The sequence below is a fragment of the uncultured Muriicola sp. genome, assembly GCF_947258935.1.
Taxonomy (GTDB): domain Bacteria; phylum Bacteroidota; class Bacteroidia; order Flavobacteriales; family Flavobacteriaceae; genus Muriicola.
The window spans coordinates 9,334-35,865 of sequence record NZ_CAMYKH010000055.1; the positions used below are offsets into that span (position 1 = coordinate 9,334).

Genomic DNA, 26,532 nt, shown 5'->3' on the forward strand with positions numbered 1-26,532 from the left:
TTCCTACGCAGCGCTGTACTATGACACCAACGAAACTTGGATCAAGAGCAACATTTCCCAACTACTACAAAAGGTATATTTTGAAGTTTCAAAATTACTTATAGTTTTGCAAGACAAGCTATTACGTGTCTTCAATATAAGTAAAGGATAAATAATATTTTTTACTTCTTAAACATGCAATGCCCTGTCATCAGTTGCAGCAAGAGCCGCTTCTTTAACCGCTTCAGCATAGGTGGGATGTGCATGACTCATACGAGAAATATCTTCGGCAGAAGCCCTGAATTCCATCGCAGTAACAGCCTCTGCGATCAGATCCGCACAGCGAGCTCCTATCATATGCACGCCTAAGACCTCATCGGTTTTCTTATCGGCCAGGATCTTGACAAAACCATCAATATCCATACTGGCTCGTGCTCTGCCCAGAGCCCGCATTGGAAACTGCCCGGCCTTGTATTCTACCCCACTTTCTTTAAGCTGTTCTTCTGTCTTACCAACGGAAGCTACCTCAGGCCAGGTATAGACCACATTGGGTATCAGGTTATAATCTATATGAGGTTTTTGGCCGGCAAGGATCTCTGCCACCATAGTGCCTTCCTCTTCAGCTTTATGAGCTAACATAGCCCCTCGTACTACATCGCCAATGGCATAAATGTTAGCTATATTGGTCTGTAAATGATCATTGACCAATACGCGGCCTTTATCATCTAACGAAACACCAGCTGCTGCGGCATTCAATCCATCGGTATAGGGTCTTCGTCCTACAGAAACCAGACAATAATCGCCCTTTAACGTTAATTCGCCTCCTTTAGGATCATCTGCTATTATGGTGATTGCTTTTCCTTTTCGGCTTACAGATTTTACCTTATGAGAAAGGTGAAATTTTACTTTTTGCTTTTTAAGGACACGCATTAATTCTTTGGAAAGCCCAGCATCCATTCCGGGAATGATCCTGTCCATAAATTCTACCACAGTAACATCTGCGCCCAGCCTCTTGTATACTTGTCCTAATTCTAAACCAATAACCCCACCACCAATAATGATCATGTGCTTTGGGATCTCCTTTAACTCGAGTGCCTCTGTAGACGTAATGATACGCTCTTTATCCAGGGAGATAAAAGGTAAACTGGCAGGCTTAGAACCTGTTGCTATAATAGTATTCTTTGCCTCTATAATGGTCGTTTTTCCTTTTACAGGTTTGATCTCGATATGAGTAGCATCTTTAAAACTACCCAATCCCTGAAAAACCTCAATTTTATTCTTATCCATCAGGAATTGGATCCCTTTGGTGGTCTGGTCTACAACTGCTTGTTTCCGACCAATCATTTTAGCAAGATTCACTTTTACTTCCCCGGGAATTTCTATGCCGTGCTCTTCAAAATGTTTAATCGCATCTTCGTAGTGATGGCTAGAATCTAACAGGGCTTTGGAAGGAATACACCCTACATTTAGGCAAGTACCACCCAGGGTTGCGTATTTTTCAATGATCGCTGTTTTCATTCCCAGTTGGGCGCAACGGATAGCGGCAACATATCCGCCTGGTCCAGAGCCAATAATGGCCACATCAAATTGAGTCATATAGTTTGTTTTTTAGGCGCAGTAAAGTTTAAAAAGGAATTTTCAGTTCCAACGCATCAAAAGTACGAATGTTTTTAATTTCAACCGTAGGTGTCTCCTTTAGAAAGGATTTAAAATTAAATTAGGTTTAATAGAGTGTTATCTTTTTGTCTACCGCACCCAGGGATACCAAATAATCCTTGACCTCTAAAGCTTCATCCCCACCCTTTTCAGCATGGTGAAGCAAGGTAAAGCCGTGTGGCCCTTTTGAATGCAGTGTATTTGGAAATGCCGTAAGCATAGGCTTTACGATCTCAATTTTTCCAAAAAGACAGGCCGTAAAGATGTTAGCCTGGGCCCCTTTATCTAAGAAGTATTGAGCGAGTTCTTTATAACCAACATGACTTGCTGCTCCTAGTCCAGTTTCAAAATCGCCGTACTTCCAATCATGCGCGGCATTGAGAAGAGTCGGATATTCTTCCAGCAATTCTTTAACCTTGTCCATATCCTTGTGCGAAGCCCCTACGAATTCCTGCACTATACTTTTATCTAATTGTGGTTCGTCCTGACTTTTAAAGGATGATAAAGAGGCCGCCGATGCAAGGAGTCCAAAACCTCCTACTGATCTTAAAAAGTGGATTCGATTCATGCTATTATAATTTTATTCATAGTAAGGTACAGAAATTTATGCCTTAACAATTCAAATTAACATGAGTTTAATAGGGCGTTCACAAGGCAATTGCGGTGGTTGCTTTAACCTCGTTGATCACAAAAGAGCTTTGCGTGCTCCCAATATTATTTAGCGCTGTGAGTTTGGTGACCATAAAATCTCTATATGCCGCCATATCAGCAACATGTATCTTTAAAATATAATCGTAGTCCCCACTCACATGATAGCATTCTGAGACCTCCTCTAGCTGCAGTACTTCCCGTTCAAATTGAAGCACGTAATCTTTTATATGCTGACTTAATTTTACATGGCAGAGTGCCGTAAAATCCATAGATGCCTGGTGTTTGTCTATGAGTGCTACATATTTTTGAATAACGCCGTCTCTTTCCAGGCGTTTGATGCGTTCATAAACCGCCGTAGTGGATAGTCCCAACACATTTGCATATTCCTTTGTGGTCTTCTTACAATTTGCCTGTAGCAGGCTTAATAAGTGCTTGTCTAAATCATCTAGTTTCATATGAATGAAATTCTACTATTTTGAGATTATTGAAAATATTTAGTAAATATATCTATTTATTTCAATATTTATAGTTTTATAATCTATATAATTAAATATAGATTGTATTATGATCTATGTATTCTTATCTTTATACCAACTAAATTCTACATCTTATGTCTTTCAATGCTTCAGACAAAATTCAGGAACTTCACAATTTTGGTGAGTTTGGCGGAGTGAATCCTTCCATCTCAGATTCTTCAACCTATACCTTTATATCGGCCAAAACAATGTTCGATACTTTTGAAGGAAATACCGAAGGATGCTATTTATACAGTAGGCACTCCTCCCCTTCCAATTTGTATTTAGGCGAGGCCCTTGCTGCATTGGAAGGCACAGAGACCGCGAATGTAACCGCAAGTGGCATGGGTGCCATAACAGCTGTAATTCTACAGTTGTGTAATGCAGATGATCATATTATAAGTAGCAGAACCATTTACGGAGGCACTTATGCTTTTATGAAGAATTTTCTTAAGAAATTCAAAATCGATACTTCCTTTGTAGACATCACAAAATTACAGTTGGTTGAAAAGGCAATTACCCCTAAAACAAAAATGATCTACTGTGAATCTGTAAGTAATCCCCTTCTGGAAGTAGCAGATATAAAGGGACTTTCCAAATTGGCTAAAAAATATAATATTCCCTTGGTTGTAGACAATACGTTTTCTCCACTTTCGATAGCTGCCGGAAGATTGGGGGCCGATGTGGTAATACACAGTCTTACGAAATTCATCAATGGAACCAGTGATTGCGTTGCAGGAGTAGTTTGTGGCACCAAAGACTTCTGCCTGGCATTAAAAGATGTAAATAGTGGTGCCGGTATGCTTCTGGGCAGTACCTTGGATAGTTTGAGAGCTTCTTCCATTTTAAAGAATATGCGAACGCTACATATCCGCATGAAAAAGCACAGTGAAAATGCACTTTATTTGGCTCAGCATTTTGAAAAAGACGGACTCCGGGTTGTCTACCCTGGCCTGGCCTCACATCCGGGTAACAAAAAGATGAAAAAACAAATGGTAGCAGAATATGGCTATGGTGGTATTATGACAATAGACGTTGGTACCCTGGAAAAAGCGAATTTGTTAATGGAACAAATGCAAAAAATGAATTTGGGCTATCTGGCTGTAAGCCTTGGTTTTTACAAAACACTTTTTAGCGCCCCGGGAACTTCTACTTCATCTGAGATACCTTTGGAAGAACAAAAAGAAATGGGTCTTTCTGATGGCCTGATTAGATTTTCTATAGGACTGGATAATGATATACACAGGACGTATACCTTAATGCGTACTTGTATGCATCAATTAGGTATATTGAATAAGAATAAGGTCTCAGTATAAGACCGTCATTGGGAAGGTTTGCACAACCGTTGCTAAAATTGTAATATTACGAGCAAACTAAACCAAGCTACATGACGGCCAAAAAATCTAACTCACACAGGGAGAATGAACATATTGTAGAGAATAAAGAGCTGAACATCTGGGAGGCACTTATTCCTGTGATAGCCCTGGTAGGCATGTTGGCCTATAATGTCTTTGTCTTTGGTGATAATGCTACTGGCGGGTCCAATCAGTTTATTCTTCTTATGGGTGGTGCAGTAGCCGCCGTTGTCGGATTTTTTAATAAAGTTTCCTACAAACAAATGCTGGCTGAGGTAGCCGAAAATGTAAAATCGACCACCGGTGCCATTTTGATCCTCCTTATGGTTGGGGCCCTGGCAGGAACCTGGTTGGTAAGTGGAATCATCCCTGCGATGATCTATTATGGATTACAGATCTTAAATCCGACTATATTTCTTGCGGCCTGCGTCATCATTTGCGCCATTATCTCTATAGCTACGGGGAGTAGCTGGACCACCGCAGCCACTGTGGGAATTGCCCTTATTGGTATAGGTGATGCCTTGGGGATATCATTGGGAATGACCGCTGGTGCCGTTCTATCTGGCGCCTATTTTGGCGATAAAATGTCGCCCCTATCAGATACCACCAATTTGGCCCCGGCCATGGCAGGAGGTGAATTGTTCGATCATATTCGGTATATGACCATAACCACTATTCCTACCATTTCTGTGACCCTATTGGTCTTTATTATCATTGGATTAAATTTAGAGACCACAGGTGTGGCAGATACGGCCAATATCCTATCTTCTATTGATGCCACTTTTAATATCAACGGATGGTTATTTTTAGTGCCCATCGTTGTAATCCTTATGATTATAAAAAAGGCACCCCCTCTCCTGGCCTTGCTCATAGGAACTTTGTTGGGTGGCGCTTTTGCCCTAATCTTTCAGCCGGAGATAGTTGCAGGAATAACGGGGGCAAAGGAACTTACTTTCGAAAATGGCTATAAAGGGATCCTCAATGCCATCACTATTAAAACCTCCATAGCCACAGACAATCCTACTTTAAATGAACTTTTTTCTGCAAAAGGAATGGCCGGCATGTTAAGTACTATCTGGCTCATTGTTTGTGCCATGGTATTTGGTGGAATCATGGATGGGATCGGAGCACTTTCAAGGATCACAAAAGCATTATTGGGAATGGCCAAGACCACCTTTGGATTATTTGCCAGCACCGTAGGAAGCTGCCTCGCACTCAACGTTACGGCCTCAGACCAATATCTTGCGATCGTCGTTCCCGGAAAAATGTTTGCCAAAGCCTATGAAGATCGTGGTTTGGCCCCTGTAAACCTCAGTAGAACACTGGAAGACTCCGGTACCGTTACTTCTGTTCTTATTCCCTGGAATACTTGTGGCGCCTATCATAGCGGGGTATTAGGTGTAAGTGTGGCAGACTATTTTGTCTTTGCCATCTTTAACTGGTTAAGTCCAATGATGACCCTGCTTTTTGCGGCACTTAAAATTAAGATAAAGCAATTGGCTACAACTAAAACTGCTTAATTACCGCTATGTGACGTAACTAACTACGGAGCCTGGGAAGAAACTTTTATCCGGGAGACTCTGTTTAAACCCTATTTATTTCCTATTTTTCGGGCTTTAAAATTTATACTAAAAATGGCATTAATAACGCTAATAGGCACTAACTCCAATACGGTGGGTGAACTACCTGAAGTGGGCAAAATAGCACCTGATTTTGCCCTCACCAAGCACGATTTTAGCAAGGTCTCTCTGAAAGATTACAAAGGCAAGAAAATAGTGCTCAATATCTTTTTATCGGTTGATTCAGATACCTGTGCTCAATCTGTACATCAATTCAACAAAAAGGCATCTCTCTTAAATAACACGGCTATTTTGTGTGTTTCAAAGGACCTTCCTTTTGCTTTAAACAGGTTTTGCGGAGCAGAAGGGATAGACCATCTGGAAATGCTGACCGATTATAAAGAAGGATCTTTTGGGGAGGACTATGGGGTCACTTTTAAAGACGGGCCTTTGAGATCATTGTTCTCCAGAGCCATTGTTATAATAGATGAAGAAGGAAAGGTGATCTATACGGAACAGGTCCAAAGAATAATGGACGAACCCAACTATCAAAAAGCCCTGGAGGCACTTACAAATGTCTAAAGAATCGTACTTAATGAATCGTTTAAAGGGATTTGTATATGCGGCAAAAGGTGCATTTCTTTTACTTAGAACAGAAAGTAGTATTCAATTGCAATTCACGCTGGCCGTGGTTGTTACCATTGCGGGGTTTTACTACGAGATCTCAAGGGTAGAATGGATGATACAAACCCTGGCTATTGGCCTTGTAATGGGCATTGAAGGTCTGAATACGGCTATTGAAAAATTATCGGATTTTGTGCAACCTGAGCACGACCCAAAGATCGGTCTTATAAAAGATATTTCGGCAGGCGCAGTAATGATAGCAGCTGTTGCTGCAAGTATCCTTGGATTGATCATCTACCTGCCAAAAATATTTTAAGTCGTTGTCCCCTTCAGCATCCTAGGTAAATTTGTATTTTTACACCATGAACTGCATGCATTAATGGCAACCAAGAAAAAAAAGTCCAAACCTACAGCTTCTAAAAAAAGAAAATCTTTCAAGCTATCCAGACAAAATAAGATCATTCTGGGAAGCTTATTGATATTCTTAAGTATCGCTCTGTTCTTCTCTTTCATCTCATTTTATTTCACCTGGCAAGATGATCAAAGCCTGCTCACAGAATTTGCCAACCGCAATGAACAGGCTAAGAACCTACTAAATAAATTTGGGGCCAGCGTTAGTCATTATATTATGTATAAAGGATTTGGCATCGCTTCCTTTATCATTCCTTTTCTATTGTGCCTAACCGGACTTTATATGTTCCTTAGCATCCCTAAAATAGGATTATGGAGGAAATGGATTTGGGGTCTGCTCCTACTTATCTGGACCTCAATTGCATTAGGGTTCTTTGCAGAACAGCAGCCATTATTAGGCGGACTGGTAGGATATGAAATGAATGATTTCCTACAAGACTACACAGGAAAAATTGGGGTTTTCCTTATTCTTCTTTTTATGTTCACCATTATTATGGTGCGCCTATTTAAAGTTACCCCTGAGGGAATTGCCCATTTTTTTAAGTCGAAATCAGCTTCCGTTAGATCCGAATTCAAAAAGAAAGAAGTAGAACCTACAACAATAATTAAAGAAGAGGACAACGAAATTAAACTGGATACCTATACGCATAAAAAAGACATTCCCCCCCTGGTGGATGATTCCAAAGAGGCTGCGATAGTTGAGGAGACAAAAGCAGCTAGTAAGGAAGATGAAATTGCCATGGAAGTAAGTGCCGTTGCTGAAGAAAAGGAAGAAAAAGACATTCTTTCGGACAAGCTTGTAGCCGATTTTGGCGAATTCGATCCTACTCTGGAATTGAGCAATTACAAATTTCCACATCTCGATCTCCTGGATCAGCATGGCTTTACTGGTGGTATCACCATCAACCAGGAGGAACTGGAAGAAAATAAGAACAAGATCGTAAATACCCTTAAGAATTATAAAATAGGTATTGCGCAGATAAAGGCTACCATAGGTCCTACCGTAACGCTGTATGAGATAGTGCCTGAAGCGGGGATCCGTATCTCCAAGATAAAGAACCTCGAAGATGATATTGCCCTTTCTCTAGCTGCATTGGGAATCAGGATCATTGCTCCTATCCCCGGGAAAGGAACTATTGGTATCGAAGTTCCCAATAAAAAGGCCACAACAGTGTCTATGCGCTCGGTGATCGCATCGAGTAAGTTCCAGAAGGCGGAAATGCAATTGCCTATTGCCTTTGGAAAGACTATCAGCAATGAAACTTTTGTGGTAGACCTCGCAAAAATGCCTCACCTGCTCATGGCGGGTGCCACAGGTCAGGGTAAATCCGTTGGACTCAATGCAGTTCTTACTTCCCTGCTCTATAAAAAACATCCGGCGGAAGTTAAATTCATCCTGGTAGACCCTAAGAAGGTAGAATTAACGCTCTACAACAAAATAGAACGTCACTATCTGGCCAAACTGCCAGATTCTGAGGAGGCCATTATAACGGATAATACCAAAGTGATCCATACGCTGAATTCTCTCTGTATTGAAATGGACAACCGCTATGATTTGCTTAAACTGGCCATGGTACGTAATATTAAAGAATACAATACCAAATTTAAAGCGCGGAAACTCAACCCTAATGACGGCCACTCATTCCTACCCTATATTGTTCTGGTCATTGATGAGTTTGCAGATCTGATCATGACGGCAGGTAAAGAAGTTGAAACCCCTATTGCAAGATTGGCGCAATTGGCCCGGGCTATAGGGATTCATCTTATCATAGCTACACAGCGACCTTCGGTAAATGTCATCACCGGGATCATTAAAGCCAACTTCCCGGCCAGAATAGCTTTTAGAGTTACCTCAAAGATAGACTCCAGAACTATTTTAGATGCCCAGGGAGCAGACCAGCTCATTGGAAGGGGTGATATGCTATTTACGCAAGGGAACGACGTTACGCGTATACAATGTGCGTTTGTAGACACGCCGGAAGTTGCTAAGATCACAGAATATATTGGGTCACAACGAGGCTACGCCAGTGCACATTTACTTCCTGAATATTCTGGTGAAGATTCTGGCACAGGTCTTGATTATGATATCTCCGACAGAGATGCTTTGTTCAGAGATGCTGCCGAGGTTATTGTAACAGCTCAACAGGGATCAGCTTCTTTGATTCAGAGGAAGCTTAAGTTGGGGTATAACCGTGCAGGACGTATCATTGATCAACTGGAAGCAGCGGGGATCGTGGGGCCTTTTGAAGGCAGTAAAGCCAGATCGGTTTTGATACCGGACATCTATGCCCTTGATAAAATGTTAAACGAAGAAACCAAATAAGACATGAAAAATATATTGATTTTAGCACTAATGATGTTTATAGCATTGGGCAGTTATGCTCAGGATGCTGTAAAGGCTAAGGCTCTGCTGGATGAGGTTTATAACAAAGTACAGGGATATAATAATATTGAAGTGACCTTTAAATATACCCTGGAAAACAAGGAGGCCAACATCAACCAGGAAACAAGGGGCGACGTAACCATGGAGGGAGATAAATATCTGTTTAACTATCTTGGATCACAACAGGTATTTGATGGTAAGAAGGTATATACCATTGTTCCTGAAAATGAAGAAGTGACCATTGAAGATAAGTCGGACGAAGAAAATACCATCACCCCTTCTAAAATGCTGACCTTTTATAAAAAAGGCCATAATTACGCCTGGGATATTCTTCAGAATGTTCAAGGAAGGAAGGTTCAGTATGTAAAACTTACCCCTATAGATACTCATTCCGAGATCGCTACTATTTTGTTAGGGATTGATGCCCAGACCAAACACATCTATAAATTGATAGAGACAGGGAAGAATGGAACCAAAACTACCATAACTGTTAATTCTTTTAAAACGAATCAGCCGTTGTCAAAAACCTTATTTACTTTTGATGAGGCCAGGTATAAAGATGAAGGGTACTACATCATAAGAAACTAGCACTTTGCGCATACTAGACCAGTACATTTTAAGTAGGTTCTTGTACAATTTTATAAGTTCGTTTGTGATCCTGATGTTCATTTTCATCTTCCAAACGATCTGGCTCTTTATTGATGATATTGCCGGGAAGGGTCTGGATATAGTGATCATCGGGAAATTTCTCTTTTACCTGATGCCCAATCTGACCGAAAAGGTCTTGCCACTTACGGTCCTTTTAGCATCCATCCTCACCTTTGGTTCTCTTGCTGAGAATTACGAGTTTGCCGCCATGAAGGCCTCCGGGATCTCTTTACAACGATCCATGTTGAGTCTCATTGTGCTGGTGGTCCTATTGGGAGGGGTTACCTTTTACTTCGCCAATACCGTGATCCCAGCTGCCGAACAAAAAATTTACAACCTAAGACGTAATATTGCTAAGGTAAAGCCTGCAGCGGTCATTGAAGAAGGTGTTTTTAGTGATTTTGAAGGCATGAACATCAAGGTAGATGACAAATATGGGAAGAATGATAAATACCTCAGAAATGTCATCATCCACAAAAAATCGAACCTGCAAAAGAACAATACCGTTATAAAAGCGGCAACGGGAGAACTCATAAGCAGTGAAGCATCAGATATTATTCAACTGGTCCTTTCAGACGGTCATTATTATGAAGAGCTAGTTCCCAAAGCTGCGGATGAGCGCAAACGGCATCCCTTTGCAAAATCAAATTTTGAAACCTATACGATCAATATTGAGATCCCGGAAAATGACCAGGATCTGGAGGAAGAACGGAATGTACGAACAGATAAGATGAAGAATATTTCCAGACTTAAAAAAGATATAGACTCTATCAAGGATAATAATCTTACCGTTCTAGGTGCATTTTCGAAGAACATTACCACCCGGATGGGAGCTTTTGTCTTAATGAACGAAAAAGATTCTACGCTTACAACCGGAATTAAGAATGATTCCTTACTAGCCAAAGCCAAGGTCAGGGATACGGTTAAGTCAAGCAGTGATGTACTAAACCTCTACCAAAATTGGCAAAAAAGCCAGATCATGAGTGCTGCATCTAATTCCATTTCAAATATTGTTAATTCTGTAAGCGGGAAGAAACAAGACATCCAAAATAAATACAAGATCTACAACATGCATATCCTATCACTTCATAAGAAATACGCCCTGGCATTGTCATGTATTATTTTATTTTTTGTAGGCGCACCCCTTGGAGCCATCATTAGAAAAGGGGGGCTTGGATTGCCCATGGTAATTGCTATTTCCTTATTTCTCACATATTACTTTATCGGCGTTTTTGCAGGGAATTATTCCAAAGAAGGAAACATTAACCCTATACTGGGAGCCTGGCTTTCTTCCTTAATAATGTTACCTTTGAGTATTATTTTAACGAGAAGGGCTACTGCAGATAGGGGGCTCATGAGTTTTGGGCATGTCTGGGATATAATTGCAGAAGCAATACGAAAACGATTCAAAAAAAAGACCTCATGATTGTGGGTAAAGAAAAGAAAATACAATTAAACACTATTGAAGAGGCCATTGAGGATATACGCAACGGTAAGGTGATCATAGTTGTAGATGATGAAAACAGGGAAAATGAGGGCGATTTTATTGCTGCGGCTGATAAGGTAACCCCTGAGATGATCAATTTTATGGCCAAGCATGGCCGGGGTCTGATCTGCACACCTCTTACAGAAGAACGATGCGGACAGTTAGATCTGACCATGATGGTGCAAAACAACACGGTACTACATCATACACAATTTACAGTTTCAGTAGATCTTATTGGTAACGGATGTACCACCGGTATATCTGTCCATGACAGGGCAAAGACCATCAAAGCCCTGGTTGATCCGGAGACGAAACCACATAATTTGGGAAGACCCGGTCATATTTTTCCATTGCGGGCAAAAAATGGTGGGGTATTGCGACGCACCGGTCATACGGAGGCAGCCGTCGATTTTGCTCGACTCGCAGGCTTCGAACCTGCAGGGATCCTGGTTGAGATCTTAAACGAGGATGGTACTATGGCGCGTTTACCGCATCTGGTTGAGGTGGCGAAAAAGTTCGATCTGAAACTGGTTTCTATTGAAGATCTAGTGGCCTATCGAATGCAGCACGATAGTCTGATCATAAAAAAGGAATGTTTTGAAGTGGAGACCAGATTTGGTCATTTCACCCTCCATGCCTACAAACAGACCACCAATGAACAAGTACATATTGCACTTACTAAAGGGTTTTGGAAGCGCAATGATGCTGTGCTTACGCGAATTAATTCAACCCTGGTCAACAATGATATTCTGGGCACCCTCACCAACAATGCCGAACAAAAGTTAGATGATATGTTCCGTGCCATCAATAATGAGGGTAATGGAGCTATTGTCTTTATTAATCAGACAAGTGAATCCCTTAATTTATTGAATCGCTTAAAGGGTCTTCGGGAAAACCAGGCAAAGGGAATCATGAAAGCGCCAGGAATTGATATGGATACCAAGGATTTTGGTATTGGCGCACAGATCCTGCATGATCTTAATATCAGTAAGATGCGGATATTGACCAACACCGGACAAACCAAGCGTGTTGGGATCGTGGGATATGGCCTTGAGATCGTAGAATACGTTCCCTACTAAGCTTCTCTTAAAATTTTCTCTAAAATACGATGCAGGGTGGTAGCTCTTTGTGTCACTTCTTCTTCTGTCCAACTCAATTTTATTAGGCAGGATACCGTTCTGCCCATCCATTGATCAGAGGCAGTAAAATTATATACGCCGTGTTGTTTCATGCCTTTTTCAACCTGTTCAGACACCGGCCCCAGGCTGTGTAAGCCTTTAAGATGCTCCCATTTTGTATGGTAGTGCCAATTGTTGTCATACCAATAAAAACAAGCATCTACCCCGGCGCCTACAAGTTCTTTATGCGCTTTTCTCGCCATGGTTTCCGTAGGTAAAAAGAAATTCAGAAATGAATAGTTTTGCACCCCACCTTCCGGTACCCGTCTCAGGGTTATCCCTGCCAATTTTTCAATGGATGCCTCCAGGACATTATAGTGCTTTTCTTGAATCGCCAGAAAGTCGTCCAGCCTCTTAATCTGGGCCAGACCAACCGCCGCGTGTAATTCGGAAATACGGTAATTATAGCCTAAAAAAGGATGTGTTTCTGCACCCCGGTCCTTTCCAACATGATCGTGACCATGATCGGAATAATGATCTGCTTTGGTATAATAGTCCTTGTTATTGGTGATAAGGCCTCCCCCTTCACCACAGGTAATGGTCTTCACAAAATCGAAAGAGAAACACCCAATATCTCCATAACTACCCAAAGGTTTGCCTTCAAAACTTCCGCCAATTGCCTGGCAGGCATCTTCTATAAGTGCTAAGCTATACTTATCACATAGTGCTTTCAGCGACCTAAGGTTAGCCATAGAGCCACACATATGTACCGGCATTACAGCTTTGGTTCGTTTGCTGATCGCATTTTCTACCGCATTCGGCTCCAGGGCAAGGGTATCATCAATATCTGCTAATACGGGGATAGCTCCTAAGGCCAAAACAGCTTCAAAACTTGCTACAAAGGTAAATGTTGGGATTATCACTTCGTCTCCGGCACCTATCCCGGCACTTGCCATAGCTACCGTTAATGCGGCGGTACCACTGCTTACCGTATGGCAATAGGCAGTTTGCATACGAGCGGCAAGCGCCTGTTCTAATTCCTTAGCCTTCCAATGACCTTTTCGCATCCCATCGAAGCCATATCGCATCAGCACGCCAGAATCTAATACTTCCTGTACTTCTGCCCTTTCCAGGGCTCCAAACATTTCAAATCCGGGCATAGATCTCTGTTTACTCTTTATTTTATATGGATTATAGTTTCAGAGAGGTCTCTGCGAACCTTTTTCATTTCCGAAAAGAAATCATCTTTTGCTCTTTTTCCTACAGGCAATACCAACACAGAAGAAAGTCCCATTGCCTTAAGACCCAGTTGTTCATCATAGGCAGAAGGGATAAAACCTTCCATAGGGCAGGCATCAATATGTTCCATAGCACAAACCGTCAGTAGATTCCCCATGGCCAAATAAGCCTGGTTGGTACTCCATTGACGTATCTCCTCGGTCTCCTTTTCAGAAAAACTATCTACCAGCGCATCTTTAAAAGGAGAAAGGATCTGATCACTGGTGCCCCTAACTTTTTTTACCTTTTCAAAATACTTAGCAATATATTCCTGATCAATATTCGTTTCAATGCAAATAACCAGTACATGAGAAGCCTGAGCCACCTGTTTTTGCATATAGGAGTGCGGAACAAGCGCTGCCTGCACCTCCTTATTTTTAACGACCACAAGGCGTATGGGTTGCAACCCGTATGAAGTTTTTAAGTAAAAAACCATAATTTAATTGCCATGGCGATCACCATGATCACCAAAAATGTTTTAATAAAGCCATCGCCTTTATTCACCGAGACCCTGCTGGAAAACCAGGCCCCTAATCCATTCCCAATGGCCAATACAAGGCCCACCTTCCAAATAACCTTATCATTCAGAATAAAAACGGCCAATGCTGCAAGGGTATAGATGCAGACCACAGCCACCTTGGTCGCATTGGCCCTCACCAGACTCATGCGATGAAAATAATGTAAAAATAAAAGAATAACGAATCCTATGCCGGCATTGATGAAGCCTCCGTAGATCCCTATAAAAAAAAAGGCGATCATCCCCACCCAGAGATATTTCCCGGTAAGCCGCTCCTGCATGTCTTCCAGGTTGATCTTGGGTTTAAAGACAATGATCAGAACTACGACGATCATAATGATGGCAAGAATCCTGTTAAAGGTCTCCCCTTTAATGTCTACAGCAATAGATGCACCAATGATAGAGCCAACCAAGGCGGCTAATCCTAAATAAATATTAAATGGGAAGGTTGAGACCCCTTTACTTTTAAATCCGGCTACCCCAATGGCCGTTTGAAAGGCAATAGCCACACGGTTGGTTCCGTTGGCCACACTGGGCGGAAGTCCCAGAAAGATTAGTACCGGCAAAGAAATAAGTGATGCACCTCCGGCAATGGTATTGATAAACCCAACCACAAAACCAACCACTACCAATAGCACATAATGGTACCATGCTTCCATACCGCAAAAATACATGCTAAAATGTAATTTCTCGAATTATAGATCCCTATTCTACCATCTGAAATTGTTAATGAGCAACTATTGTTGAAAGAATAAAGTGTTTCTCAAAATTATACTCCTTTTGCAAATTGCCCTTAGCAGCCAAATATACCGGCAGTGACAACAGCCATTTAACTGCCAGCGAAAGGCGTTCCAAAAATACCCACGGCAAGTTCTGCCCAAATGAGAAGGAAAATTATCAAAAGGACCATGGATAAAATAGTCCTGTTTTTTGGACTTTTTACATTTCTTGAAATAAGTTCGTAGGTAAATACAGCAACAAGCAAGAGCACAGCGGCGGCAATGAAATCAATTATATTCCAATTAACTTCATCTGAGAACTGCATTGCTATTAGGGGTATAAACAATAAGATCGCAACTGTGGTCATCAAGATAAAAAGTCGTCTGTTTTTCATAATACCTTTTTATAATATTGCAAGTGATGTTTTATGGTATTGCTATTTTCAATTGATTCGTATTGGTCTGAGCGATTCTGGCTTTGATTCCCAAACTAATCATTCATTTCCATGATGTTGGGCGATCTGTTCTTCACTAAACCTTAAAAACCTTGCGGCATTGTTATAAAGAATATCTCTTTTTTGCTCATTCGTCAGAAAGTCCGCAGTTTGTACAGCTTCAATTCCCACGAAAATTGTTTCGGGCCAATTCATCTGGTCCGACCCAAACATTATGCGTTTTCCAAAGCCTGCCTCCACGATCCGCTCTAAGTAAGTATGAAACGCCTTTCTGGGAATTCCATAACAAATCACCCCTATATCCACGTAGACTTGAGGATGAGTCCACAAAACCGCAATTAGATCGTCTATCATTGGGTACCCCGCATGCATCAGGTATATCCTTAATTTAGGATGTCGCATTAGCAACTCTTCCACCACCAACGGACTATGGAGTTTTGCGCGGTAGTTGTTCAGTCCGGGCAAATATGCCGCACCGGGTGGGCCTGTCCCTACATGGATCCCTATAGGGATGTCTAGGTCTTCAGCAATTTTAGCATAAGGCTCAAAAATAGAGTCGCTTGCCGAAACACCATTATACTGTATTGCCACTTCACCGAAGACATGATACTTTCCAGTTAACAACATACTCTTTACCTTTTCAGGATTCAGGTCTTTATTAAAAAAACTGAAATGAAGTGCAGGAAGGATCCTGCCAGGTGAATTTTGAAAATAATCGTCAACCAGTGATCCGCTTGTTACCCCATAAATATTATGTTCTTGAAGGATCTCTAGCGTTTTGTCCATCACTTCTTTATCGGTTTTTCCGCCCCAAATTGGGGACTCACAGTTTGGATTCTTAAGTGCTTCCATAAAAACACTGGCCCAGGATTGCGACGGATCATGTGTTGGCCATTCCTGAGGAGGAGCACAAATTGCCGTTGGGGGTGGCCCATTCAGTGCTGCAGGTAATGCATGTAAATGCATATCAATAATTGGGAGTGGTTTTTCCTGTGCCATACCATTGCACAAGGTCAGGAGTGCAGTGAGAATAACAGAAGTAACACGATTCATGACTTGTTGTTTTAAATATTATACACCTGTTTTGTTATCTGCCGAAGCATTAATATATGTTGGGTTTTACACAGAATACATTTCTTAACTACTTATATTAAATTTGGTCCAAATATGTCGTAACACACGCTGTACATGTTAAAATATTTCTACCTCTCATCTATTGTTTTTCAACGAATTCCTTGAATTGTTTCATCCATTTTTCTCCCTGTTTCCTGTACATTCCTGGAAATAGAATTGCCATTAGCCTAGGTACAATCCAATTTATGCGAGTGTATTCATATTCATACTCATACCTTGTCAATTGATCGTCCAACTCAATGAATATACATTTCATAGTATTATCCATATACTTGTGATGATAGCTCGATTCAAACAAATCCGGTAATCGGTTGGTAATAATGGTTTCGGTCAATTCCATTTCCCGGCTTCCATCTTTGTAATACATCTTCGAAACCGATCCTTCCTTACCTTTTTCTCCACTTATTAACTCTTTCTTGGAGAAACCATCTTGATATTCTCCAAGGTATTTGGGATCAGCAAAAAATTTTACAACTTCATCTCTTGGCTTTTTTATTTCCAATGAACCTTTAAACTTCATAATCTGATTGTTTTAATGGCCGACAATATGTAACTAAAGCACTTTGTGCACTTTAATTAGTATCTCTAAGATACAAAACAGTGAATTCTTTAGAGATATTAAAACCACAGAAGTTATTGAAGGAAAGGGATTATCGGGGGTGATCCCATAGGGTAACTACTCCAAATTAAGGTTGTTGTCTTAAGGTTTAAGCCGCATCCATTTCCCGTATCTTTTTCAATGCCTCAGACTTCGAGTTCACGTTGAGTTTGATATATATATTCTGGATATGGAAATTGATGGTGCTGGTGGTAACAAACAACTTATCCGCTATTGCCTTATAGGTAGCTCCCTGGCCGAGATATTCTATAATCTGGTTTTCGCGCTCCGAAAAACTCTCGTAAGTTTTCCTGCGATACATAGAAATGATCTTCTTGGCAATATCATTGCTGATGGCGGCCCCTTCATGTTTGATCCCATTCAAGGCATGCCGAAGTGCTTTTTTACTGATGGGCTTGGTGAGATACCCTTCAGCTCCAAACTTAAAGGCATTCTTTATTCCATTAAAATCGTCTTCATAGGTCACCATGATCACCATGGCTGAATTTTCTAATTTTTGAAATTCAATGAGCCCTTCAATTCCGGAGAGTCCGGAAAAAGTAATTTCGGTGAGTACAACATCTGGGCGGACCATCTCAAAATCTTCCAGGGCATCTTCCACTGTGCGATAAATACCCGCCAAATGATACTCACGGTAGGTGCTGAAATAGAGAGCGTAGGTTTCGTGAAATTTGAGATCATCGTCAATCACAATTACTTTAAGTATAGTTGTATCCATAATGACAATATTTGGGGTTGTATTATGTTTTGAATTGCTTTAAAAATAAAAAGAATGGTTGCAGATAGCCGTAAATGGTCCCTGAGGTAGCTACCTGGGGCAGTACCACAATGCGTCGCGAAACCTAATAAAAATTTAATTCAGGATATATATTTCCACATCAATACATTTCTAATGTAACCATAGAAATTTGGAAAATTGAAGTTTTAGCGAGGCCCGGATCCTAACAACTGCGAGTTAACAATCAGTCAACTGCCACTGGTCTGGCACTCCATGGTACAAGGTTGACTTGCCGCAGGAATACTTGCGTAATTTTACACGCTCTTTAGAGGGATTTTTCGCCACTGGGAATTCGGAATAAAAAGTCGGAATGCTTCTTCCGAACTTTTTCGGGGTAAAGGTCATTTCCATAGTATCGAGATTTGGGGTTGTACTATTTTGAAATGAAAAAGTACAGTTTGTACCCTTTTTGTCCTAGGAAATGCAGATTTTTTCGATTAAGTGTAAGAAAAAGATGTATTTAATCGGAATTTTACGACAAAAACCGACTAACTAGTTTGTCAAAAAAGCTAGTTTTCAAATAAAAATACATTGCAAAAAACTGCAGAAAGGGATTCAAAACTGCCAAAAGGACATCAGAATTTCTATTTCAATATGCATGATAATAATTAAAATAAAACCGGCCAGATATACATAATACAACCTGTTCTCTTGGTTATAAAATTGCATTGCATCCAAATAGCTCTCCTTATAATATTCTAGAAAAGCATTTACATACTTCTTGTTACTGTGAACACTAACAATTGGGTAATAACCAGATGAATCCCCAATGATACCCGACCGATTATTAGTTTTTAATTCATGATATGCTACTTCCCATATCTCTAAACAGTTCTAAATTTACCGGGTCCTGAGGACCCGGTACTTATTATGCTTCTGTTCTCTAAACTTTGAAAAAGTAAGGTTGGTCAAAGAATCAATTGTTGCTTAATCCTGATAATAGATATTGGTATAGACACTGTTAGCATCCCGGGGCAACAATTCCAGAAAGTTATTTTTCCTGTTTTGTGCCGGCAGACTTTTCTGAATATCTGAAACCGAGAATACCAGTTGTTGTGCTTTGTTGTCAAGATCTCCGCGGTTAGACATCACAATGGCAACACCGGTTTCTGCCTTTATGTTAAATGCATAATCATCCTGTTTGCTATTAAAGGGTGCACCTATATTTACTGCCATACCCACCCTTTTTGTGCCCACCTGAACGGCGAACAGATCTAACCCTCCTTCGCCATCTCTACCATTTGAAGCAAAGAATAACAGTTCACCTCCTACGAGGTTCGGGTACATATCGTTCTTCTTTGTATTGACCTTTTGTCCCAGGTTTTTGGCAATTCCAACACTGCCGTCCTTTTTAATATCGGCTACATAGATATCGTATTTTCCAAAAGATCCGGGCATATCGGAGGCAAAGAATAATCGTTTACCATCCGGAGAAATGGTGGGATGTATTGCAGATGCATATTTCGGACAAACACCTATCTCCGTTACGTTCATCCATTGCCCATTAATATTCTCTGTTTTGTAAATTTTATAGACCAGGTCCTTTTTGGAAAAAATACCATATTCTGGTTGTACATAAGTGGCCTTACTAAAGAAGGCTGTTTTCCTATCAGCAGAAACGGTTACTGGGGGTATATATCCCTTTTCCGGAAGTCGACGGTCTAATTTTAGCACCTCTGCCCGCTGGTCCGATAGACCCGCCAGCTTATTCAGGGCTTCCATGGAACTAGACCATTCGGCTGCACTGAAAGTAGGTCTGCGATTGTTTTGAGCCAGTGATGGGGTCAGTTTCCTGTAGGGTGATTTTTTAGCAACCTGATAATCCTCCTTTATCTGGGCATGCCAATCGGCTTGGGCTAACTCATCGCCATAATTGGCAATTCCTGCTTTATGCATGGCTACCTTGTAACGCTCAATATAGCTTTGAGAAACTGCTTCTGTTCCACTGAGATCAATGAGTTTCTGATACCAAAAAGCCGCCGTTCTGAAATCCTCTATAAGGAAACTTACATTACCGAGATCTTCAAAAATCTCCTTTTCTGAATACCCTAGCTTTGAAAGTTTTAGGTAGTCTTCAATACGCTTGTCAGCCTCCAGGCTTTGTGTCTGACTTATGTTGGCGGTCTTTTTTTGCTGTGCCAAAACGTTCGTGCAAAGCAGTAGCATCAGACCTCCTAACGCCGTGTTAACAATTAGAGTAAAATTCTTCATAAAATAAGATTTGGGGGTTCATCTTGTCAAATTTCGAAAGAGTGCTGATCTTTTTATTATGAATTTTTCACAGGTTTTGGTCCCAACTCATCGTTTTTTTGTTAAAAATTGAGAAATCACCTATGAATTTTTCACAGTTTCGTAGAAATGTATCTTTTTTTCGACCTATGAAATAGTATTTTAAGGGCAGGTTACACAAAGGCAAAATAGGGCTGTATTTAATCCCTTAAAATGTACCGTTTGTCGTGTTTGCTTTTATAGCCGCAGCGAATCCTCAGATAGATCACCACTCTTATAAAATTTCAGTAACTTTATTTTTATTGGAATTTATGACATCTGAGAATATTCATTACCAAAGATATTTAAAGGCTCTAACACGATCCTCTTTTTTAAAAGATTCAAGCTCTGAGTCTCTAGAACGCCTTCTAAGCCAAATGAGCGTGGAACGTTGGAATGTGAAAAGTTTTAAAAATAGTTTAGAGGTGGCCTCTACCTTTCACTTTATTGTTTCCGGCAGGCTTAAAGTGTTTAAATCGAATCCGGAGACAGGTAGAGAACATACGGTCTTTGTTTTGTCTGATGGAGATGTTTTTGACGTGTTGTCACTGTTGGATACTAAACCACACGATGTATACTGGGAAGCGTTGGATGTATTAGAAGTATTAAAAATTCCAATGGATCAAATGCGTTATTGGATCAATGAATATCCTGTAATGCACAAGGCTATTTTATACTATTTAGGGGCGCGTATGAAACAACTCATGGATGTTGCCACCGATGTAACCCTGCACAGTACCTTGGTGCGCCTTGCTGCTTTGTTACTTAAGAATATAAATGGGGAAACCCGTAAATTGGAATTGATCAATAACTTACCCAACGATGAGATCGCAGGTCTAATAGGTACTACCAGAGCTGTCGTAAGCAGACATATCCAGGAATTAAAACGTTTTGGGGCCATCTCAGTAAGTCGTAAAAAAATCAATGTCAAGAACCTGGAAGTACTTTTATTGATTGCCGAGGAAAAATTCGTTCCTTAATTCTTAACTAACAAGCCTTCAACCGTATTTATCACAATTAGTTTATAATTATTTTAAAATTCTAACCCCAAGTGGTACCTAGGTAGCAGTTCTGACAGCGCTAAACACTTAACTTTATAGCTCTTTGTAAATTCAATTCGGCAACATACCCCTACATTAAATCTACATAGTGAAATATCAATTTGTTCTGCAACCTATTTAATGGTAAAGCTCGCTATTAAATCATTGTTGAAAATTTGTCCTAAGCAACGGAATGGTTGAGACTGAATCAATTCAAAGAATAAACTTGAAAAAGAAATTTACTTAATCTATGTCATTATTAATAAAGCAATTGTTCAGAAGAAGGAGGCCCATTGCAAATTCCATGGTTTTACGTTCGTTTAATATAAAATTCCCCAGGGCAACTCAAGTCATATGGCAGCAGGTCGATGTTTTTAAATGGCATGTTAATTTCAATCTGAAAAAGAAAAAGTGTACAGCTTTATTTAATAGTGAAGGCAAATGGCTAGAAACAGTCACTTTAATGCCTTTAAATAAAATTCCTGATCATTTGCAATTGACTATAGAAGAAAAATACAATAGTGATGGGCTGCAGCAAATCTATCATATTCAAACTCCTGATAGAAGTATTTATGAGATGAATCTAAATAATGGCCTTTATACTCTTAAAATACTATATGACCTCTCAGGTAGAATTGTAGGCAAAATTGTATTGTAAAAGATGGCTTTATTATTAGCCCTTATAATGCAATATTTAAATCTAGAAAATGGGTGTAAATCATCGTAATAATCTTACCTTATAAAAAACAGAAATTTTTAGCATGATCAAAGAAATAACTAAATCACAGGAACTCCTGGACAGGAGAAAAGATGCCGTCGCCAATGGTGTGGGCGTATTTAATACCGCTACGGTAAAAAGTGCCAAAGGGGCAATAATTATTGATGCTGATGGGCGCGAACTTATTGATTTTGCAGGTGGCATAGGGGTGGTAAACGCAGGTCATTGCCCGGAACCCGTGGTGGCAGCAATAAGGGAACAGGCCGGAAAGTACTTGCATACCAGTTTTAATGTGGTTACATACGAACCCTACATTGAGCTATGTGAAGAATTGATCAATATCCTGCCCCATGGTAAAAAGACCAAGGCCATGTTAGTAAGTACAGGTGCAGAGGCTGTTGAGAATGCCATAAAAATTGCAAGACAGGCTACAAAACGACCTGCTGTTATTTGCTATACAGGGGCTTATCATGGTAGAACAATGATGGCAATGACTTTAACCAGTAAGGTGAGCTATAAATATGATTGCGGTCCTTTTGCTCCAGAAGTCTACAGGCTTCCTTTTCCCAATGTATACCGATATAAAGGCGACAGGGATGAAGCCACCTATGTCAAAGATGAGCTTAAACGACTACATGAAAGTGCGCTTAATCTGGTCGATATTAAAAGCGTAGCGGCCATAATCGTTGAACCGATCCAAGGGGAAGGCGGATTTAACCCTATCCCACAAAAATATTTGGAAGGACTCAGGGCGTTTTGCGACGAGCACGGTATTATGCTAATTATGGACGAAGTGCAAAGCGGTTTCTGCAGAACAGGTTATTGGGCCAGCTGGCAACATTATGGTGTTGAGCCCGATCTCTCCACCTATGCTAAATCTATGGGGTCTGGCCTGCCCATTGCAGCAGTAGTAGGACGTGCAGAAGTAATGGATGCTGCCGCGTCTGGTTCAATTGGAGGCACCTATATTGGTAGTCCGGTATGTTGCGCTGCGTCTTTGGCCACCATAAAATACATGAAAGACATTGATCTTAACCAAAAGGCCAATGAGGTGGGTTCAACAATCATGAATCGACTGAAAAGCCTGATGCAGGAGTGCCCCGAAATTGGAGATGTTAGGGGTATTGGCGCTATGATAGGGATCGAGTTTGTCAAAAATGGCGATCCCAGACAACCGGATGCCGAAACTTGTGCAAAAATTGTGAAAGGCTGTTCCGAAAACGGTTTGATCATTTTGAGTGCAGGAACCCATAAAAATATTATAAGAATACTCTCCCCATTGGTTATAACCCACGAACAGTTAGACAAAGGAATGACCATTATGGAAAATGAAATTAAAAAAGCAACACGTAAGTAAAATATGAGACCATTTGCAATAGCAGGAGTACAAATGAAAGTATCGGCCGTCGCTTCCAATGTAGAAATGATGAAGCTGAAAATAGATATTACCATGAACCTTTACCCATGGATCGAAATGGTCATGTTTAGTGAGTTATGCGCTTACGGACCATTGACCCATACGGCACAGGTGATACCCAATAACTTTGAGGCTGAAATGCAGGCCATGGCCAAGAAATATGGCATTTGGCTGCTGCCGGGCTCTATCTTTGAAAAAAGTGAAGATAAAATTTACAATACCACCACGGTTATTAATCCTAAAGGGGAAATCGTAACGCGGTATCGAAAAATGTTTCCTTTTTATCCCTATGAGACAGGGGTAACTCCGGGATCGGACTTTTGTGTGTTCGATGTGCCCGGTGTTGGAAGGTTCGGAGTTTCCATATGTTATGACATGTGGTTCCCGGAAACCATCAGAACACTGGTATCAATGGGTGCAGAAGTCATACTTCATCCCACCATGTCTGGCACCATAGACCGAGATATCGAGTTGTCCATTGTAAGAGCCCTCGCTTCAATGAATCAATGTTACTTCTTTGATGTCAACGGATTGGATACGGGTGGTACCGGCCGATCCATAGTATGCGGGCCAGACGGTCTTGTTATTCACCAGTCTGAGGGCACGGAGGAGATTATTCCACTTGAACTAAATATCGCAAGGGTCAAAAGAAGCCGGGAATTAGGCATATTACGTCTGGGCCAACCCCTGAAAAGTTTTAGAGATCATTTAGGGCAGTTCAGCATATATCAACCCGGCACGCCACACCCCTATCTTGATTCTCTGGGCCCTCTCATAAAACCTAACCGACTCGATAAACTGACAGAACTTATTATTAAGGAAGACTCTCTTGAGCATAAGATATATCCCACACATTACAAGGGAGATGGATCAATCTAAATTGAAAAGATAATGGGCGGCGTAGCAAAAAATAAAAAGAGTAAAAGCAAAGAAATTAAGGATTATGTGAGTTGGTTCGAAATACCGGCAGTCGATTTTCATCAAGCCGTTCATTTCTATAACCAGATTTTCGGGATTGAAATGGCACAGAACATAACAGACGTAAATGCAATGGCCTTTTTTCCGGTTACTACCGGTATTGGCGGGGCGGTCATCTCGGGCCCTGGATCGGTCCCAAGTGATACGGGCCCATTGATCTATTTAAACGGTGGTAAAGATTTGTCTACTGTGCTAAACAAAGTGGAGGAAGCTGGCGGACGTATAGTGATGCCTAAAACTCCAATTGGCGAAGATGCGGGTTATTTTGCCATTTTTATCGATTGCCAGGGAAACAAACTCGCTTTACATTCAAAAAACTAAATCGTGACTCAGAACAAAACAAAAAGTGCACCTTATTACAACATCGGCCAACTACGGGTAGATTATTGGAACCAATTGAAAATTGAAACTTCCGAACTAACCCGCTGTCATAAAGGGTCCGCGAACGAAAAAGGGCATAAACAAAAGATTAACGAGCTACTAAAGGACCTCAAGGGAGTAGAGTGTTATTTTGCTTCTCCGGGAAAAGAGCGTTTACATAAACTAGAAAAGGCCTTTGCTTCACATGAGCATGCCTCCCTTTCTCATATGGTGGCAGAAACTACAAAGCTTTTAGTGGGCGATAGCTATAGAAGTAATCCCGACTTCATAGATTTTGATGAACAAAGTATAGAGTCGGCCGAAGAACACGAACAGCACAATAGCGTACGTAAAAACCATTTTGAAGTTTTGTTTGTAGACAATATTTCAGAACAAGATGAGCATAAATTAAAGTACAGCTTACGGAATTTACGCACTCCCAATGATAAGTTTACGTATGGGGTGGTTGTGCAGCGTTCTTTTCAGGATGCAATGATCTCCTTATTATTTAATCACAATATCCAGGCTGTCGTAATCCGATATGCCCCTCCGTATCACTCCAAAGGAATTACCCCTCTTATTAAACCGTATATAGAAGAAGTTACAAAGCACGACTTTTCATCAAAACAAGAAACAGATCTCGGACCAATTATGGGAGGGTTGATCAAACAGATCCGACCCGAGTTAGATACTTATTATGTTACTGATACCGCTCTGGGACATTTAAAAGACAGCACTATTAAAGGTTTTAGACGTATTTTTTATCAAACCGAAGATATACAGGAACTTCATCTGACAATCATGCGAGGAATCGCGGAACGTTACGAAACGCCCTTCTTCTCTGCCTTGGTTGAATACAGCCAGAAACCAACTGGAGTCTTTCATGCTATGCCGATATCGCGTGGGAATTCAGTCTTTAAATCGAGATGGATTAACGATTTTGGGGATTTTTATGGCCGCAATATGTTTCTGGCTGAAACATCGGCTACAACAGGTGGTCTGGATTCCCTATTACAACCAACCGGTCCCTTAAAGAAAGCACAGGAGATGGCAAGAGATGCCTACGGGTCCCAATACACCTATTTTGTGACCAATGGAACATCAACAGCCAATAAAATTGTGATGCAGGCTATAGTTAAACCAAAGGATGTTGTGCTTATCGACAGGGATTGTCATAAGTCGCATCACTATGGACTGGTCTTGGCTGGTGCTTATCCCGTTTATTTAGATTCTTATCCGATAGAAGAATATTCCATGTACGGGGCGGTTCCTTTGGAACAGATCAAATCCAGATTACTGCAGCTAAAAGAAGCCGGAAGACTAGACAAAGCAAAGATGCTGCTATTGACGAATTGTACTTTTGATGGACTTGTTTACAATGTGGAACGGGTGATGGAAGAAGTGTTGGCGATAAAACCAGATATGGTCTTTTTATGGGATGAAGCCTGGTTTGCGTTTGCAAGCTTTGCAAATAATTATAAGCAGCGTACTGGTATGGTTACTGCTAAAAAGCTCTATGAAAAGTATAATAGTCCCAAGTATAGAAAACAGTATAATGAACATATTAAGGGATTAAACAATGGAGACGAATCGTCCTTACCAGATCCCGATAAGGTTCGGATACGGGTCTATGCTACCCAAAGTACCCATAAAACATTGAGCAGCTTTAGACAAGGTTCCATGATCCATATCTGGGACGAGGATTTTCGCAGAAAAAGTGAAAATACTTTTCTTGAAGCTTATATGACACATACCTCTACTTCTCCAAATTATCAAATGCTTGCCTCATTGGATGTAGGCAGAAGACAGGTACACCTAGAAGGATTCGAATTGGTTGAAAAGAGCATTGAAATGGCCAGGGTGTTA

General features: G+C 40.8%; 25 protein-coding genes. 14 read left to right on the plus strand and 11 right to left on the minus strand.

Features of this window, described 5'->3' with window-relative positions:
• Positions 1-168: 168 nt before the first annotated feature.
• From lpdA to Q0X72_RS09895, 3 genes are all read right to left on the minus strand, one after another.
• Positions 169-1,575 (minus strand): dihydrolipoyl dehydrogenase, encoded by a 1,407-nt coding sequence (gene lpdA / locus Q0X72_RS09885; RefSeq protein ID WP_297764698.1) that lies wholly within the window; start codon positions 1,573-1,575, stop codon positions 169-171.
• Positions 1,576-1,702: 127 nt separating this feature from the next.
• Positions 1,703-2,203: a hypothetical protein gene (locus Q0X72_RS09890; RefSeq protein WP_297764700.1), complete on the minus strand. Its 501-nt coding sequence runs from the start codon at positions 2,201-2,203 to the stop codon at positions 1,703-1,705.
• A 79-nt stretch (positions 2,204-2,282) separates the two neighbouring features.
• Positions 2,283-2,741 (minus strand): Lrp/AsnC family transcriptional regulator, encoded by a 459-nt coding sequence (locus tag Q0X72_RS09895; RefSeq protein WP_297764703.1) that lies wholly within the window; start codon positions 2,739-2,741, stop codon positions 2,283-2,285.
• Positions 2,742-2,896: 155 nt separating this feature from the next.
• Between Q0X72_RS09895 and Q0X72_RS09900 the strand changes: the two genes are divergently transcribed.
• The 8 genes from Q0X72_RS09900 (at position 2,897) to ribB (ending at position 12,346) form a co-directional block, all read left to right on the plus strand.
• Entirely contained in the window at positions 2,897-4,117 is a 1,221-nt protein-coding gene (locus Q0X72_RS09900) for an aminotransferase class I/II-fold pyridoxal phosphate-dependent enzyme (protein WP_297764706.1), read from the plus strand.
• Positions 4,118-4,188: 71 nt separating this feature from the next.
• Positions 4,189-5,676, plus strand: a complete 1,488-nt coding sequence (nhaC, locus tag Q0X72_RS09905) for a Na+/H+ antiporter NhaC (RefSeq protein ID WP_297764709.1) — start codon at positions 4,189-4,191, stop codon at positions 5,674-5,676.
• Positions 5,677-5,790: 114 nt separating this feature from the next.
• On the plus strand, positions 5,791-6,297 hold the full coding sequence (gene tpx / locus Q0X72_RS09910) for a thiol peroxidase (RefSeq protein ID WP_297764711.1): 507 nt from the start codon (positions 5,791-5,793) through the stop codon (positions 6,295-6,297).
• Positions 6,290-6,655: a diacylglycerol kinase gene (locus Q0X72_RS09915; RefSeq protein ID WP_297764713.1), complete on the plus strand. Its 366-nt coding sequence runs from the start codon at positions 6,290-6,292 to the stop codon at positions 6,653-6,655. Before tpx ends, Q0X72_RS09915 begins: the two co-directional genes overlap by 8 nt.
• Positions 6,656-6,718: 63 nt before the next feature.
• Positions 6,719-9,073, plus strand: coding sequence for a DNA translocase FtsK (locus Q0X72_RS09920; protein WP_297764715.1), 2,355 nt, complete (start codon positions 6,719-6,721; stop codon positions 9,071-9,073).
• A gap of 3 nt (positions 9,074-9,076) precedes the next feature.
• Positions 9,077-9,721, plus strand: a complete 645-nt coding sequence (locus tag Q0X72_RS09925; protein WP_297764718.1) for an outer membrane lipoprotein carrier protein LolA — start codon at positions 9,077-9,079, stop codon at positions 9,719-9,721.
• Positions 9,722-9,725: 4 nt separating this feature from the next.
• Positions 9,726-11,207 (plus strand): LptF/LptG family permease, encoded by a 1,482-nt coding sequence (locus Q0X72_RS09930; RefSeq protein ID WP_297764720.1) that lies wholly within the window; start codon positions 9,726-9,728, stop codon positions 11,205-11,207.
• Positions 11,204-12,346, plus strand: coding sequence for a 3,4-dihydroxy-2-butanone-4-phosphate synthase (ribB, locus tag Q0X72_RS09935; protein ID WP_297764723.1), 1,143 nt, complete (start codon positions 11,204-11,206; stop codon positions 12,344-12,346). The genes Q0X72_RS09930 and ribB overlap by 4 nt, the downstream gene beginning before the upstream one ends.
• Here the strand turns inward: ribB and Q0X72_RS09940 are convergent.
• The 8 genes from Q0X72_RS09940 to Q0X72_RS09975 all read right to left on the minus strand — a co-directional run bounded on the left by Q0X72_RS09940 (position 12,343) and on the right by Q0X72_RS09975 (position 20,096).
• Positions 12,343-13,545, minus strand: coding sequence for a DegT/DnrJ/EryC1/StrS aminotransferase family protein (locus Q0X72_RS09940; protein ID WP_297764726.1), 1,203 nt, complete (start codon positions 13,543-13,545; stop codon positions 12,343-12,345). The genes ribB and Q0X72_RS09940 overlap by 4 nt on opposite strands.
• A 17-nt stretch (positions 13,546-13,562) precedes the next feature.
• Positions 13,563-14,069, minus strand: a complete 507-nt coding sequence (locus Q0X72_RS09945) for a nitroreductase family protein (protein WP_367180447.1) — start codon at positions 14,067-14,069, stop codon at positions 13,563-13,565.
• Positions 14,070-14,083: 14 nt separating this feature from the next.
• Positions 14,084-14,839, minus strand: coding sequence for a sulfite exporter TauE/SafE family protein (locus Q0X72_RS09950; RefSeq protein WP_297764731.1), 756 nt, complete (start codon positions 14,837-14,839; stop codon positions 14,084-14,086).
• Positions 14,840-15,009: 170 nt separating this feature from the next.
• On the minus strand, positions 15,010-15,294 hold the full coding sequence (locus Q0X72_RS09955) for a hypothetical protein (RefSeq protein WP_297764733.1): 285 nt from the start codon (positions 15,292-15,294) through the stop codon (positions 15,010-15,012).
• A gap of 99 nt (positions 15,295-15,393) precedes the next feature.
• On the minus strand, positions 15,394-16,407 hold the full coding sequence (locus tag Q0X72_RS09960; protein ID WP_297764735.1) for an amidohydrolase family protein: 1,014 nt from the start codon (positions 16,405-16,407) through the stop codon (positions 15,394-15,396).
• A gap of 160 nt (positions 16,408-16,567) precedes the next feature.
• Entirely contained in the window at positions 16,568-17,008 is a 441-nt protein-coding gene (locus Q0X72_RS09965) for an SRPBCC family protein (RefSeq protein ID WP_297764737.1), read from the minus strand.
• Positions 17,009-17,195: 187 nt separating this feature from the next.
• Positions 17,196-17,825 (minus strand): response regulator transcription factor, encoded by a 630-nt coding sequence (locus Q0X72_RS09970; protein ID WP_297764739.1) that lies wholly within the window; start codon positions 17,823-17,825, stop codon positions 17,196-17,198.
• 987 nt (positions 17,826-18,812) lie between these two features.
• Positions 18,813-20,096, minus strand: a complete 1,284-nt coding sequence (locus Q0X72_RS09975; RefSeq protein ID WP_297764742.1) for a cell envelope biogenesis protein OmpA — start codon at positions 20,094-20,096, stop codon at positions 18,813-18,815.
• A gap of 434 nt (positions 20,097-20,530) precedes the next feature.
• Between Q0X72_RS09975 and Q0X72_RS09980 the strand changes: the two genes are divergently transcribed.
• From Q0X72_RS09980 to Q0X72_RS10005, 6 genes are all read left to right on the plus strand, one after another.
• Positions 20,531-21,133 (plus strand): Crp/Fnr family transcriptional regulator, encoded by a 603-nt coding sequence (locus tag Q0X72_RS09980; RefSeq protein ID WP_297764745.1) that lies wholly within the window; start codon positions 20,531-20,533, stop codon positions 21,131-21,133.
• Between the two features lie 310 nt (positions 21,134-21,443).
• Positions 21,444-21,851 carry a PepSY-like domain-containing protein gene (locus tag Q0X72_RS09985; RefSeq protein WP_297764748.1) on the plus strand — a complete coding sequence of 136 codons (408 nt, stop codon included), beginning with the start codon at positions 21,444-21,446 and terminating at the stop codon, positions 21,849-21,851.
• Positions 21,852-21,954: 103 nt separating this feature from the next.
• A complete protein-coding gene (locus tag Q0X72_RS09990; protein WP_297764752.1) occupies positions 21,955-23,268 on the plus strand; it encodes an aspartate aminotransferase family protein in 1,314 nt (437 codons plus the stop codon).
• A 3-nt stretch (positions 23,269-23,271) separates the two neighbouring features.
• A complete protein-coding gene (locus Q0X72_RS09995) occupies positions 23,272-24,207 on the plus strand; it encodes a carbon-nitrogen hydrolase family protein (protein ID WP_297764756.1) in 936 nt (311 codons plus the stop codon).
• 12 nt (positions 24,208-24,219) lie between these two features.
• The gene (locus Q0X72_RS10000) at positions 24,220-24,627 is read left to right on the plus strand and encodes a VOC family protein (protein ID WP_297764759.1); all 408 of its coding nucleotides are present in this window, start codon (positions 24,220-24,222) and stop codon (positions 24,625-24,627) included.
• A 3-nt stretch (positions 24,628-24,630) separates the two neighbouring features.
• Positions 24,631-26,532 (plus strand): beta-eliminating lyase-related protein (locus tag Q0X72_RS10005; RefSeq protein ID WP_297764763.1); only part of this gene is annotated, 1,902 nt, incomplete at its 3' end.